The sequence below is a fragment of the Aporhodopirellula aestuarii genome (assembly GCF_023701485.1).
Classification (GTDB): domain Bacteria; phylum Planctomycetota; class Planctomycetia; order Pirellulales; family Pirellulaceae; genus Rhodopirellula; species Rhodopirellula aestuarii.
This window is the reverse complement of sequence record NZ_JAMQBK010000021.1, coordinates 42,753-56,925: the sequence shown is the minus strand read 5'-3', so window position 1 is coordinate 56,925 and position 14,173 is coordinate 42,753. Positions and strand designations below refer to the sequence as shown.

At 57.9% G+C, this 14,173-nt stretch carries 8 protein-coding genes; 3 read left to right on the top strand and 5 right to left on the bottom strand.

Annotated elements, in window-relative coordinates:
• Window positions 1-158 precede the first annotated feature (158 nt).
• From NB063_RS06805 to NB063_RS06795, 3 genes are all read right to left on the bottom strand, one after another.
• Window positions 159-1,475, bottom strand: a complete 1,317-nt coding sequence (locus tag NB063_RS06805; protein WP_250928004.1) for an adenylosuccinate synthase — start codon at window positions 1,473-1,475, stop codon at window positions 159-161.
• Between the two features lie 86 nt (window positions 1,476-1,561).
• Window positions 1,562-3,610, bottom strand: a complete 2,049-nt coding sequence (tkt, locus tag NB063_RS06800) for a transketolase (protein ID WP_250928003.1) — start codon at window positions 3,608-3,610, stop codon at window positions 1,562-1,564.
• A gap of 177 nt (window positions 3,611-3,787) precedes the next feature.
• Window positions 3,788-5,725, bottom strand: coding sequence for a sulfatase-like hydrolase/transferase (locus NB063_RS06795; RefSeq protein ID WP_250928002.1), 1,938 nt, complete (start codon window positions 5,723-5,725; stop codon window positions 3,788-3,790).
• Between the two features lie 309 nt (window positions 5,726-6,034).
• Here NB063_RS06795 and NB063_RS06790 point away from each other — a divergent pair, with 309 nt between their 5' ends.
• Window positions 6,035-6,811 carry a hydroxypyruvate isomerase family protein gene (locus NB063_RS06790; protein ID WP_250928001.1) on the top strand — a complete coding sequence of 259 codons (777 nt, stop codon included), beginning with the start codon at window positions 6,035-6,037 and terminating at the stop codon, window positions 6,809-6,811.
• Window positions 6,812-6,898: 87 nt separating this feature from the next.
• Here NB063_RS06790 and NB063_RS06785 read toward each other — a convergent pair whose 3' ends face one another.
• Both NB063_RS06785 and NB063_RS06780 read right to left on the bottom strand, forming a co-directional pair.
• Window positions 6,899-8,182 (bottom strand): hypothetical protein, encoded by a 1,284-nt coding sequence (locus NB063_RS06785; RefSeq protein ID WP_250928000.1) that lies wholly within the window; start codon window positions 8,180-8,182, stop codon window positions 6,899-6,901.
• Between the two features lie 252 nt (window positions 8,183-8,434).
• Complete coding sequence (locus NB063_RS06780) at window positions 8,435-11,578, bottom strand: dockerin type I domain-containing protein (protein WP_250927999.1); 3,144 nt, start codon at window positions 11,576-11,578, stop codon at window positions 8,435-8,437.
• A 347-nt stretch (window positions 11,579-11,925) separates the two neighbouring features.
• Here NB063_RS06780 and NB063_RS06775 point away from each other — a divergent pair, with 347 nt between their 5' ends.
• Window positions 11,926-13,494, top strand: a complete 1,569-nt coding sequence (locus NB063_RS06775; RefSeq protein ID WP_250927998.1) for a hypothetical protein — start codon at window positions 11,926-11,928, stop codon at window positions 13,492-13,494.
• Window positions 13,495-13,570: 76 nt separating this feature from the next.
• The gene (locus NB063_RS06770; RefSeq protein WP_250927997.1) at window positions 13,571-14,017 is read left to right on the top strand and encodes a hypothetical protein; all 447 of its coding nucleotides are present in this window, start codon (window positions 13,571-13,573) and stop codon (window positions 14,015-14,017) included.
• Window positions 14,018-14,173 lie beyond the last annotated feature (156 nt).

Sequence of the window (14,173 nt, the reverse complement as noted above, 5' to 3'; positions counted from 1 at the left end):
GTGACGAATGCGTGCCGTCACGTCTTGACGAAGCTTTGACCGTCCAGCGTTGCACCTGGTTGGGCGTCGGAACCGTCGCAAACACCGAAAGAGACTCCCGCCTACCTGCGCAGCGCCCCAACCATGCGTGGATCACGCGTTTTCGCGAACGCTCGGTTCTATGCCAAGCCCATCGCGGCGGCTTTATCCGTGAAAATGGTTTGGCTGCGATCAGGACCGACCGAAAGAATCCCGACGGGCACGCCGACGAGCTCTTCGATCCGTTTGACATATGCCAACGCACCGGCAGGGAAATCGGACATGCTGCGGGCATCGTCGACGGGGCTGTTCCAGCCAGGAATCGTTTCCAGGATCGGCTTGCAGCGTCGGAGTTGATCCGCGTGCGCGGGGACGTGATGGATCTCTTTGCCATCGAGTTCATACGCGACGCAAACTTTGAGTTCCTCGAAGTGAGCGAGGACGTCCATCATCATCAGGGCCAATCGGGTCACGCCTGACAGCCGAGCGGTGTACCGCACCGCCACCGCGTCGAACCAACCACAACGCCGCGGGCGTCCGGTCGTCGTGCCGAACTCGTTACCGAGCTTGCGAATTTTGTCTCCGGTTTCGTCGTTGAGTTCGCTTGGGAAAGGACCGCCACCTACTCGTGTGCTGTACGCTTTGCAGACACCGAGGACGTGGTCGATCCATTTCGGTGGGACGCCGGCACCGGCACAAACGCCGACACCACTGCTGTTGCTGCTGGTCACAAAGGGGTAGGTGCCGTGATCGATATCGAGCAATGCCCCTTGAGCACCTTCGAAAAGCAAAGTTTGATTTGCTTCAGCCGCATCGAGAATCAAATCGGTGGTGTCGGAGATCATCGGTGCCAATCGCTCGGCCCAAGACGCCGCAAGCGCGACCATTTTTTCCGGTGCGATCGACGCGAGCTCTTCGTCGGTTGCCCCGAGTTGCCGCAGCAAAACGGTTTTTTGCTCGGATACCGTTGCGATCCGCTCGTCACGCGAAGCTTCGATCAAATCGATCATACGGATCGCGTGCGTCCGGCCCACTTTGTCGCGATAGCAGGGACCGATCCCGCGGTTGGTGGTACCGATCGATTCACCGCGAACGCTGACCTTGTTGATGGTCGCATCCTCGATCATGTGCCACGGCATAACCAAGTGAGCACGCTCGCTCACTTTGAGGTTCTCGACGACATTGATGCCGCGAGCGGACAAGCCGTCGATCTCTTCAAGCATCGTGGTCGGGTTAATCACGACACCCGGGGTGATGAAGTTTTGCACGTCACTGTGAAGGATCCCCGACGGGATGTGGTGCAGTTTGTAGACCTCATCGCCGGCAACGACGGTGTGCCCGGCGTTGGCACCGCCTTGATAACGGATCACACAATCAAAACGAGGCGCTAACAGATCGACGAGTTTGCCTTTCGCTTCGTCTCCCCACTGCAGACCAATGACACATGTACCGGACAAAAGAACTTCCTTCGGATGAAATATGACGTAACAGAAAAAGGATCACAGACGCGGTGGCCTGTGACCCAAAGCGTTGACCTCGTCGACTAGCTCGCCGACGCGGCTTCCACGACAGCGGCCGCGTTGATGTTGAAGTGCTCGTAGACCACGTTGTAAGGAGCACTCGCTCCAAAGCCGCTCATACCGATGAACTTGCCCGCCGATCCGATCCAGCGATCCCATGACATGCGAATGCCGGCTTCGATCGCCACTCGGTTGGTAACCGCGGGAGGAAGGACTTCGTCGATGTAGGATTGATCCTGTTGCGCGAACAGGTCCATGCAAGGCATGCTAACGACGCGAACCTTCTTGCCCGCTTCGGTGAGCGTTTTGGCAGCGTCAACGGCCATGAACAACTCGCTACCGCTGGACATCAGGATCACGTCTGGAGTCCCCTCGCAATCACTTAGCACGTAGCCGCCGCGACTGCATCCCGATGCGGGAGCATAGACGGTGCGATCAAGTGTCGGCATGTTTTGACGGGACAGAACCATCGCGGCAGGGTGGTTGGCGTCGAGCAACGCGGTGCGGTAACACTCAGCGACCTCGTTTGAATCGCCGGGGCGATAAACGTTCAGGCCAGGAATTGCACGGCACGCGGTCAGGTGTTCGACGGGTTGGTGGGTCGGACCGTCCTCACCAACACCGATCGAATCGTGGGTCAAGATATACAGCGTTGGCAGGTGCATGATGCTGCTAAGTCGCATCGCGCCACGCATGTAATCGGTGAACACAAAGAACGTCGCTGCGTAACCGCGGAGCCCCGAGAGGCACAATCCGTTAACGATCCCGGCCATCGCGTGTTCGCGGATGCCGAAGTGCAGATTGCGACCACCGTATTGTCCAGGCAGAAACTCACCCGCACCGGCAAACGTCAGGTCCGACTTGTTGCTCGGCGCAAGGTCGGCGGAACCCCCGATCATGAATGGCAGATTCGCGGCGATCGCGTTGAGAACTTTGCCCGAGCTGTTTCGGGTCGCGTCGCCCTTTTCGCTCGCCTCGAAGACGGGGATGTCTTTGTCCCAACCTTCGGGCAACTTGCCTTCAAAAATTGCCTTCAGTTCGGCAGCTTTTTTCGGTTCAGCGGTTTGGTACTTTTCCCAGGCGGCGTCCCAAGCCGAGGAGGCCTCCGCGCCACGTGCCCCAACGCCATCGGCGAAGTGCTCTTTGACGCCGTCGGGGATGAAGAACTTCTTGTCTTCGGGGAAGCCATAGCTCTTTTTCGCGAGTGCAATTTCGTCCCAACCCAGCGGTGCGCCGTGGGCTCCGTGCGTGTTCTGTTTGTTCGGTGCACCGTAGCCGATGATACTCTTGACAACGATGAGGGTTGGCTTGTCATGGCAGGCTTCGAATGCCGCGAGTGCCTTTCCGAGCGCCTCGATGTCATTAGCATCGTCGACGTGGAGCACGTTCCAACCCAGACCTTCAAACTTCTTGCCGACGTCTTCGCTGAACGCCAGATCCGTTTCGCCTTCGATCGTGATGTGATTGTCGTCGTAGATCCAGCACAGGTTGTCGAGCTTCAGGTGCCCGGCGACCGAGGCTGCTTCACAAGCGATACCTTCCATCATGTCGCCGTCACTGCACACCGCGTAGATGTTGTAATTGAACAGCGACAAATCGTCGGTGTTGTAGTTTTCAGCCAGCCATTTTTCGGCCATCGCCATCCCGACGCTGTTGCTGACCCCCGCTCCCAACGGACCGGTCGTCGTTTCGATTCCTGCCGCTTCCGCGTATTCGGGGTGGCCGGCGCAGACGGAGCCGAGTTGCCGGAAATTCTTGATGTCTTCCAGTTTGATCGACTCGCCACCGGTCGGATTGCCGTGCTTGTCGGTTGCTTTGGTGCCGATCAGGTGCAAGGTGCTGTATAGCAACATCGATGCATGCCCACACGACAACACGAAACGATCGCGTCCGGGCCAATGGGGCCGTTCGGGATCATAGTTCATGGTGTTTTGGAACAACTGATACGCGATCGGCGCAAGCGCCATCGGCGTTCCTGGGTGACCACTATTGGCCGTCTGGACCGCATCCATGCTGAGCGTGCGAATCGTGTCAATCGCCAGTGTTTGTAGGTCTGTCGTGGTCGCTGTCATGAACCGTGCCGAGGGGTCAGAGGATGGAAATTTGAGCTTGAGAGGGGCCCGAAAACGCGGCGAATACGCGTTTTGGCTTGGATTTCGGGCCCGCAAAAGCCTAGCCACCCGAGCCCCATCGGGAAAGAGGGCAGAGTGCTGGGGAGCGTAAGGCGGCGCAAACGCAAATCGATGGACTCAGCTCTGCGGTTGTCCGAGCGTGATGAGCAAGCGTTCGATGTAATCGTTGCCCCGCGACGGTTCGTCCTCGCGGTCCTTCCGGATCGAATCAAATCCCCGTCCCGAATGCCTCAGCACCGCGTTTCGGTTGTAATCGATCACGTTCAACGCGGCGATTCCCACGTAGTATCCGCCCCGAGGCAGATCCGCCAAATTCATCAATTCTTCAGCGGCCGCTCTTTGCGCCCCCTCGTCGTTGAGCCGAATCAGCAGGTCGCAGGCCGCCAAACGAACGCTCGGATTGGCGTCTTCGAGTTTTTCCATCAGCGTTCCCGTTGCCGCCGAGATCTCGTCTTCGGACAGGACGGTCCCGTGCGACCCCAGCCCCAACGCTAACCCGCGGCATCCCCAATAGCGAACGCCGGGGTCCTCGCTTTGGCAAAGCTCTTGCATCGCCACGATCGTCTGCCCGTCGCAGGCCTGCCACGCATCTCCCGCTGCCCATGCGGCATCCACTAATGCGTCTACATCGAATTGGTCCGACAAACCGAGCGTGCGCGGTGCGACGGTGGCGGACCGCCGGTGCATCTCGGCCTCCGTCAACAGCCCCAAGTCACGGGTCGACCGCATCCACTGCTGAGTCGCCTCACGCAGCTCCGCCAGTTTTTCCTCGTGCTCGGGCAGCGACGCGACGTTATCAACCTCGTCCGGGTCGGACTGCAAGTCGAATAATTCTTCAGTTGGCTTGATCTGCCAAAATTTCGCCTGCGCATCGGTGAGTTGCCCCGCCTCGTAAAGTTCTTTCCAAATCCGAGTGGTCGGAGTCTGGAACATGTAATCGACGTGCTTGAGGTACGGACGGTCGGGGTAGAAGTGACGCATGTAAACGAAACGCCCATCGGTGCAACTGCGAACCATGTCGATCCGTTCGTCCATCCGGCCACGGTACCCGAACAGATGCTTCTTCGCTTGGCCGGCGTACTTGCCCATGAAAGGGACACCTTGCATGTTCGCCGGCGGTTCGGCACCGGCCAAACTGATCGCGGTGGGTGCGAAGTCAACAAAGCTGACCAATCGGTCCGAGACACCACCCGGCAAATAGTCTGCCGGGGCGAGATCGCGATAGGCGTCGGGAATGTGGACCACCAACGGAACCTGCAGCCCCGAGTTGAACGGCCATCGTTTGCTGCGGGGCATGCCACTGCCGTGGTCACCGTAGTAGAAAATGATCGTCGAGTCGGCGAGTCCCGCGTCATTGAGTTCGGCGATCGCGGCACCGACCATTTTGTCCATCTCGGTCAAACGGTCGTAATACTGCGCCCAATCTCGGCGCACCTCCGGTGTATCGGGATGGTAAACAGGCAAGACCGCTTTGGCGGGATCATGAACCAGCGTGTGGGGTTTGTTTCGGATCTTGCTCTCGTGGCTGATCGTGTAGTTGAACACACTGAAAAACGGCATGGACGGATCGGGACGATTTTTCCAGTGCGCGGTTTTTCCGCTGTCGTGCCACCCCGCCTTACTGTCCGCCGGCCTGAAGTTGTAGTCGGTCTTAGTGTGATTGGTGCAGTAGTATCCGGCCTCGCGCAGAACGTGGGGATACAACTTCATCCCCTCGGGAAGAGCAACTGCGCTTCGCATGTGTTGCCCGCCAAGACTCGTCGCATACATGCCGCTAATGAGCGTGGTGCGGGCGGGGGCACAGACCGGTGCGTTCGACCAACACATTCGATATCGAAGCGAACGTGAGGCGAGGTTGTCGATATGGGGAGTGTCTGCGTAGGTGTCGCCGTAGCAGCCGAGCTCGGGACCGTTGTCTTCGCTCGTCAGCCATAAAATGTTCGGCCGTGCAGGCGTCGTTGCGGTTGCTTCCGCAGCGACAGATTGTCCGCAAGTGACGAGACAGCCAAGGCCGGCAAGAATGATGGAAAACGATAATAGGTGGGGGACTTTCATTCGTGTTCTCGGTGGGGATCGCTGGTGGGAAGTATCGAATGTCGATAGGGGTTGCGGCTTATTTGCTCATTGCTATTTATCGGAGAGCAATGGCACCCCTGAGCAATGGCAGCCCGGTGAGCAATTGTAACTCAGTGCGTTGGTCCGCGGGGAAGTGGTCGCCGCCAGATCGGGACTCGAGTTTTGAGAGAGTTTTAGACCGTCTGCGGGCGTGTCGACCGCCCGCGAGGGCTTCAAAACAATGGGCATGACGTCTATTTTCTCTCATGCCACTTGCCCGCCGTGACTCCCACAATCGGAACCTCTCCCGTGTCTCAATATCCAAAACTGTCGGTTTGCATTGATGCCGTTTTCGAAGGCGTTGACGAATCAGACGCGATCGCTCGCGTTGCGGACGCCGGGATTGATGCGTTCGAATTCTGGTGCTGGTGGGAAAAGGATCTCGACCAGATCATTCGGGATCGTGACAAGCACGGCATGACCATCGCGTCCTGTTGCACCAAGTTCATTTCGTTGGTCGACCCGAGTCTGCGTGAGCAATATTTGCAGGGACTCGCCGAGTCGATCGAGGCGGCCGAGCGACTCGATTGCAAAACGCTGATTTCCCAAGTCGGCGATTTTCTCCCCGGCGTGCCTCGCCAGGACCAGCACCAGTCGCTCGTTGACGGGCTGCGCCAAGCGGCGCCGATGCTAGAACAAGCTGGCGTCACTTTGGTAATCGAACCGCTCAATGAACTCGTCGACCATGTTGGATACTATTTGGTACGCAGCGACGAAGCGTTTGAGATTGTCGATCAAGTTGCCAGCGATTATGTCAAAGTCGTATTCGATATTTATCATCAACAGATCAGCGAAGGCCACGTGATCGATCGATTGACACGTAACATCGACAACATCGCCCACTTCCATGCGGCGGGAAATCCAGGACGACATGAACTCACCGTCGGTGAACTGAATTACGCCGAGATCTTTGCCGCGATCCGGCGCACGAAGTATCAAGGTTTTGTCGGCTTGGAATATTGGCCGGTTGGCGATCCCGACGAGGGGTTGCGTCAAGCCGCAGAGTTGTGCCGTGCGGCAGGCTAAGCCGATAGCGAAATTAAGAGAAACGACAAAGGACAGAGATAGAGACACGTCCGTCTGCGGCGTGACGCTGGTTGTGCCGAAGTCGACTTACGAGCGGAATTCCGGGTTCGTTTCTCGCAAGATCGAGAGGGTGGCCGATTTCGCGTCCGCATCCAGGTGATCAAACGTTTCCGATGTGTCATTGCCACTGAGAACATCCATTAACTGGCGACAGATCTCTGTTTTGAGACAGGGAGTCAATGCGTCGAAGCATGCCGAGTGGATCAGGTAGCTACACGGATAACGAAACAAACGTTTCTTCAGGTCAAAATCACGTAGCGAGCGTCCTTGCGCATCTTTCGGCCCGCGTTTTTTGAATTCGTATGCGAACACCACCGAACCTTTCACCGGATCGGTTAGCGTCGCTTCGTCGCAGAACAGCATTCGCTTCACGACCTCGTGCGCGATCTGACGCAAGATTTCGGTTCGCTCGGCAGCCCGCTCTTCGGTGAGCACAACGTCCGCATCGTCGTGGATCAACTTGCGGGTGAAAAAGTCCGCTTTGACCATCTCGTTTTGCATCTGAGTTTGGTGTTCGAGCACCATCAATGCGACGATATCACTTTGCGACGAAAGGTAACTGGCGGAGTCGAGTTCGTCGCGAACGCTCATTCGGTTGGAACTGTTTGACGTGTCGAGGACGCCGCCACGCAAGATCGCGTTGCCCATATGCCTCATCTCGCCATGCAGCCCCGTGACGTACCATCCGCCCCACCGCTGCGAAAACGGGCTCGTGTCGCTCGAGATATATGACGGCTTTTGCGAATCAACGCTGCCATCAAATTGCGGCAAGACGCTCCGTATCGTGTGTCCGGGAACGCCGCCGGTCATCGAAGTTGCGTGACACCCCAGGCAATCGTAACCGGCCCGTTCGATATTGGGGCTCCAAGGTTTCATCTCCACTGTGTAGAACGCTGCGCCGAGTAACGGATCAAACGTCGAGATCTCCACCAGGGAACTGCCGTTGACCCAGCCGACATAGGTGTCGTCGTTGAAGTAGATCGCCCGCGGGTTGCGACGCGAGATGTAACGAACCTGCATGCTGGTTTTGGAAAACACGAGTGTTTGGGACGAGGCAGGGATCTCGAGCGCGGCGAGCAGCGACTCGAGATGCCCGCGTTCCGAGGTAAACTCGAGGGTGATCTCTTTCGATTCGATTCGTTTGACCAACCGCGTCACTCGGTTGTCATCTTGAGTTTCGATGTAGTCAAACGGCGCCTCTTCGAGGTTGATGTCCACGCTGTATTGGCCTGATGCCACGGTTCCGCAGATCAGCCATCCCGCGATGACGAGCAAGGGCCACCTGTTGTTGGATTGACGTGTGACGTTCATGGCAACCCTGCAAGTTGATATAGAAGGCGGATGCGTTCTCGCTCAAATGGTTCCGTTTGGCCGAACGCAAACGCGGCAGCAACGCGGTTAATCGCCCAACCCGAAAACATACACCAAAAAGTACAGATTCCGCGCGTCGTGGTCAAGCTTTGGCTTGAGCTATTTGTTGGCGGCCTGCCCAAGAAGCTGCTAGGTCGGCAAAAAAAGACGGCGACGCGCACCCATGTCGCAGATCGGATACCTGGGCTGGGCTCAGCCGAGCAGGTCGATTTCTGGTTCGCCGAAGACTTGATCGGTCGGCGATTCATCGCTCGGGTCAACCGGCTCATCGGCCGAAAGCATCTCGAGCATTTGCTCCATCGTTGCCGAGTCCGCTTCCCCAACCGTCTTGAGTGGTTCGGGAGCCGTCTCTTCTGAAATGGCGATGTCGCGTGACGACACGCGCCCGCTGCGTGGACTGGCGGAGCGATTCAACGGAGCCGCGGGCACGACTTCATCAGCGTCAGATGCTGAAGCGATACCATCCTCTGCGCCGGAGCCGTCGTTTTCGTCGATCGGTTCTCCGCCAGGCTCATTACCAACCGTTCCGCCACCGCTGGTGGATGTCACGTTGAGCAAGTTGATGACGAGCAACGCATCGAGGGACGTGACGATGCCGTCATTATTGACGTCATATCCGTAGGCAGGATCACCTTCGCCGACAGGCCCCGGTCCATAGGTGTTGAGGTAGTTGATGATCGCCAATGCGTCACGCGCGCTCACTTCGCCGTTCCCGTTGACGTCTTCTGGCAGCTCATCGTTGTGGAACGGCTTGTCGTTCTCGACGACTAAAATCGTGAAAGGCGTTGTCACGGATTCCACTCCACCGGAGTCCGGCGTTGCCGTCACTTCCAAGATAATTTCGTCGTCAATGTTGGGAGTGCGTTCGATGAATTTGTCGTCGGCGAGTCGGAGCGTCGAACCTTCGAAAATAAACCGCGGGTCGTTGACCGTCAGGGAGTGCCCGTTCGCGGCGGGGTTCCCCGCGATCGTGAGGTCGCCGACAACATCACCGGGTTCGAGTTCGAGCACCGTGTCGTCGCTCAACACAAAGTTCTCGGGAACTTCAGGGACATCGAGAACAGTTAACTGAAACGGCTTCGTAAAGGAGTCATCGCCGAACGAAGCGGTGATGTTGATCGTGACAATCAAATCAGCTTCGCGGTCGAGCGATCTGTCGTCTTTGAGTTTGAGCTCGCCATTAACGACTTCAAACCGATCATCATCGACATCGAGCGAATGGATTTGGTCGAAGTCTTCGTCGATGACCGTGATCGACTTGATGATCTCGCCGGGGGTGTTTTCTCGCACCCTAGCGTTGTCAGGAATGATGTCGGAGATCGGATCATCGGCATCGGTGACCGAGATCGTGGTGGCGTACTCAATCGTCGTTTCAGAGTCAGGGTCGGTCACCGTGAAGATCAATGGGATCGCCCACTCGTTCTCGAAATCGAGTCGGCCCGGACCGATGAAGACGATTTCTCCGTCGAACACTTGGAATCGTGGGTCAGGGACCCGATTTTCATCCAAAATGTGGATGTCGAACTGGTTGACTTGGTCAGGGTCGATGATGGTGATGACGCCGATCGGGTCGAACTCGCCACCAAGGTCTGCTGGCAGAATGTTTTCGGGTACCGGCGCGATGATCGCTTCGACGCTTACCGGGGCATCGGGCACGGAAATTACGTTGATCGTCACGACCGCTTCGGTCGCGTCACGCCCATCGTGCAGGATCACGGTAAAAGTATCGATGCCCTCGAAATCATCAAAAGGCGTGTACGCGAACTGGCCGTTGAGCCCCAGCGACGCGATTCCGGAGCTGGGTGATTCCGAAGGCAAAATGACATAGCCTTCATCGCCCTCTTTGTCCGTCACGCTGGCAAGCAGCCCCGGTGCTGGCGAAACGTATGGCTCGTCTTCGGTAACCGATATTACCGGTGGTGTCGCAAAATCAGGAGCCGAATTGTCACCGATCAGCCGGACTCCGAACGACAGCGGGGCCGCATCTGCGTCTGCGATCGATGCGCGTGCGGCCGCAGGCCGGCGCAATGAAACCTGCGTCATGCCCGCAGCGCCTGCCAACGCGACGCTGTGCAGGTTCGTGTCCAAGGAAATCGCGGCGATGTCGCCGAGGGCGGAAAGGTCAATGGCTAGGTCAGCCACGACCGAGCCGGTTTCACTGTCGAGCAACCGCAACCCTGATTCGCTGGGCGATGCTTCGCTGCCGAGCGAACGCGGCGAGAGCGTCACGATCAGGCCGCGGGCGGCGTCAATTCCGGCGACGGGCGGCGTGTCGTCGATCGTGTACAGCGTGGCGAGGCTTCCTGAATCCACGTCGTGAACTGAAAGGTGGTCGCCCGAACGCAGAACCAGCAGGCCCGCTTCATCGTGGAACGCCACCACTTCGCTGGCGCCGCTAACGATGATCGGGTCGGTCAACGTCGATCCGTCGGTGTTGCTCCAGAAACTAATCGCCAGTGATTGGGTCGTTCCGCCGTTACCGTCGTCGGCGAGCGACAAATGGCTGAGCACGCTGCGGGTAGGACCGTCGTTGACGCGTTGGGTCGTGTCGGAGGTCACCACGGTCCCCGGCTGGACCATAACCCCGGTCGGCGAAAGTGAAAGGTCGGTACGGTCGACCATCCACAATTCGCTCAATTCACCATCGCCAGCGGGTGCCGCGACGGCAACACCACGTCCGACATCGTCACTGCCAACCGAGTCAAGCGTGACGCCAACATCAGGAACGTTAAATGAGTCGGTTTGAGACAGCGAGTCGTCGATGATTGTCAATGAAGTGCCATCGACGTCTTCGCTCACGACCAGAATGGCGCCGTCGGCCAGCCGTGAGATTTGAGTGATGTCACCGTCGAAACTGACCGGTGCTCCGCGGGTTCCGTCGGCAGCAATCGTTTGCAATTCGCTGCCACTGGCGAGGACCCCCGACGCGATATATTCGGTCGGTGTGCCGGCATCGACTTTGACAGCGGCGAGAGCGGCCGTGAGATCGTCTCGCAAAATTGCCTCGTGCAGAGGCACCGCCGAATGCGGAGACGTTTGGACCTGGCTCTTAGTCGCGTTGAACAGCCGCACGGCATATTCACCGTTGGGCATATCGTCGATCGAGAACTCGCCCTCGGAATCCGACAGGGCATAACGTTCGCCCTGGTCCAGGCGTGCATTGTCGTTCTGGTCGACGTAAACCAACCGCCCGCTCAGCCCCAGCTCGTCGTGATCTCTTCGAATCGAATCGTTGGCATCGTGGAAAACACTCCCGACGATCGCCGCTAGCACTCGGCGGTCGTCAAGCACCTGAAGTGACAGCCTGCGGTGGGTGCGTCGCGAGTGACGTGGCATGGGGATAGGTTTCTGGGGGAAATATTCGAAATGAGCCGTCTTTTGCCAACTCATTACGCGTCATCGGTGGGGGCCGGCCCGCATCGGTCTAGCGACGAACACACTTTGCTGCTGAGTGCGACGCTCGAGAAGGGGTAGAAGTTCCCCATCTCGGGTAAAAAAATCGGAATCGAAAATCGTCGCCGCCGCAGATCGGTTTGGCTTATTATAAACTCTGCTACGTGCGATGAGTCACTGCAAAACCTAACGGAATTCGCCCAATTCTTCTTAGGATCATTCTTTCTGAATCGAAGCCATTTTTTTTCCGCCACCAATCTGCGTGCTGGCAAGAAATCCCATCCCCCCCGTTGAAAATCATTCCTGAGATGAAATCCAAGCCGATTCCCGACCTCTTGCCGCGCCAGACCTTCGCGACTCTGACCGTCGCGTCCCAGAGCATCACGCCCCAAATCATCGCCACACTATGCGCAGGGCTATTTCTGTGCCTGATGACCTTGCTCGCGTCCGCGCAAGCCCCCGATGATTTCTATGACGACGGCGATCTTTCGGGCGAAGACGGTCAGTCGGCGCCCGCCGAAGACCGCCTTCCGCCGGCAAACCTGACCACCGGGCCAACACCGATCGCGATTTGGCAATTGGCTGAGCCAGACTTCCAACCACTTCGGCGAGAGGTCGAACAGCTCGCTGAGTTTTCGAAAATGCCCAAACCACCGCTCATCGTGGGTCCGGCACTACGCAACGAGGCTCACATTGCGTTTCGGTATGGGAACCTGAGGCTCGCACACGAGTTGTTCTTCGCTCACCTCACAGGAGCGGGGAAAGCGGCGATCCCGGATTTGGAAAAACTGAAGTTTAGTCCGTACTTCCGACGTCCCGTTTGGACTCTCCGCTGGGCCGTGTCGCTGGGGTTGCACGGGGATACGGATGTTACGGACTACTCGCCGATTCGGGCCGATGGCCGCTCTGGAGATGACGGGGGTGGAATGGATGATTTCGGCGGCCCTAACGATTTCGACGACTTCGGCGACCGAGGCCGTTCTCGCGGCGGTCGGCCACCGGAAGACGACATGGAAGAGTTCTATGAGGAAATGGATGATTTCGACCGACCCGGTGACGGCCGCGAAACACTCGAGATCGCGATCCCCGATCCCGAAATGACCGATCCGCAAATCAGCGAGCGGTTCGACGAGTTGATGGGTTCGGTGGCCACGACGGTCGCCGAAGGCTTGGAAACGCGGTTCAAAAACGGGCAGTTCGGCCCGGCCCTCATTGACGTCGCCCCGGAGGCAACCGATCAGGGACATCTGGTCGGCGGAGAAGTGGTCACACCCGGCCAGCCTCGCATGTGGGTTCCGGGGATCGTCTACCTAGGCGAAGGCGGCGTCCTGGAAATGACGAAAACTGCGGCCAAAGAGAACATCGAATTGCTGCTGCATTTCGACGTCGCGTTGAAAGAATTTCGTGGTGGCCCGCCACAAAACCTCACGCGAGTCAAAGTGGTCGATTGCAAGAGCGGTAAGACGGTCGTTCTCTCCGGCGCCATGGACAGCCGCGAAGTCCAGCGGATCGTGCAGGCCAATCGCGGGACCGCCGAAAGCCATATCGCGGAAGGCCTCGATAAGTTCTGGAGCGTTTTGGATAGCAAAATAAACGTCACCGAGTTTCCGAAGCTGACGGCCGAGATCGCCCGCAAACGCGTCACCGGTTTACTAGCGGATTCGTCGCTGTCGATCCTGCGCAAACTCGCCGAGATCCGCTACCTGGGCCACGTCGGACTACTTACCGACGAAGAGGTTGAGCAAGCGTTTGATATCGCGATCGGTGCCGACGGGATGACGATTCTCTACGGATCGCCGGCGGATGCGACAAGCGTTTTGCGAGAAATCGCCTTGCAGTCGGTCAACCAATCCTCTTGACGTCATTGCTTGCGGTCGCGAACAGTTGCGCTCGCTGATTTCACGTGGCTGGTCGTACTTTTTGAAGAACCCTTTCATGACAACGCTTCACGCTCGGCAGTCCAGATGGCGCCCGTCGATTCTGGTTCTGCTGGTGCTGGCTGTCGCCGGCTGTTCCGATCCCGGCCGAGACACCTATCCGGTTTCGGGGCTCGTGAAATTCGCTGACGGGACCGTCTTGCGGGACGGGTCGGTCGAATTTGAGATCATCGGCCGTCAACCAGCGGTCACAGCCACCGGGCAGATCCGGCCCGATGGTACATTTACGCTCGGCACGTTTGCCGCTGACGATGGGGCGCTTGCGGGAAAACACCGGGTCGCCGTGATCCATCGATACACGATCGGCACCGGTGCCGAACGCCCCGGAATGATCCCCGAAAGCGAACTGCATCCCCGCTACCGCAGTTTCGACACCTCCGGGATCACGCTGGAAGTGGAACCGACTGAGAACCAAATCATCATCGACGTCGACTTCGCTCAATAAGCCAGCGGATTCGGCCGGAAGTCGTACGCGTCGACAAAAATCCGGCATCGAAGCATACCTTGTTGGATTGCCGGTTGTCTGACTAAAGTGTAGGGCTCCAAAGAGTTTTTGCACCGCCCGCTGTTTTGAACACGTTCCGTGAGGCCGGGATTTTTC

Excerpts from the sequence above, each read along its gene's own strand:
- tkt (WP_250928003.1), bottom strand. The coding sequence starts at position 3,610 with ATGACAGCGACCACGACAGACCTACAAACACTGGCGATTGACACGATT.
- NB063_RS06795 (WP_250928002.1), bottom strand. The coding sequence starts at position 5,725 with ATGAAAGTCCCCCACCTATTATCGTTTTCCATCATTCTTGCCGGCCTT.
- NB063_RS06785 (WP_250928000.1), bottom strand. The coding sequence starts at position 8,182 with ATGAACGTCACACGTCAATCCAACAACAGGTGGCCCTTGCTCGTCATC.
- NB063_RS06780 (WP_250927999.1), bottom strand. The coding sequence starts at position 11,578 with ATGCCACGTCACTCGCGACGCACCCACCGCAGGCTGTCACTTCAGGTG.
- NB063_RS06770 (WP_250927997.1), top strand. The coding sequence starts at position 13,571 with ATGACAACGCTTCACGCTCGGCAGTCCAGATGGCGCCCGTCGATTCTG.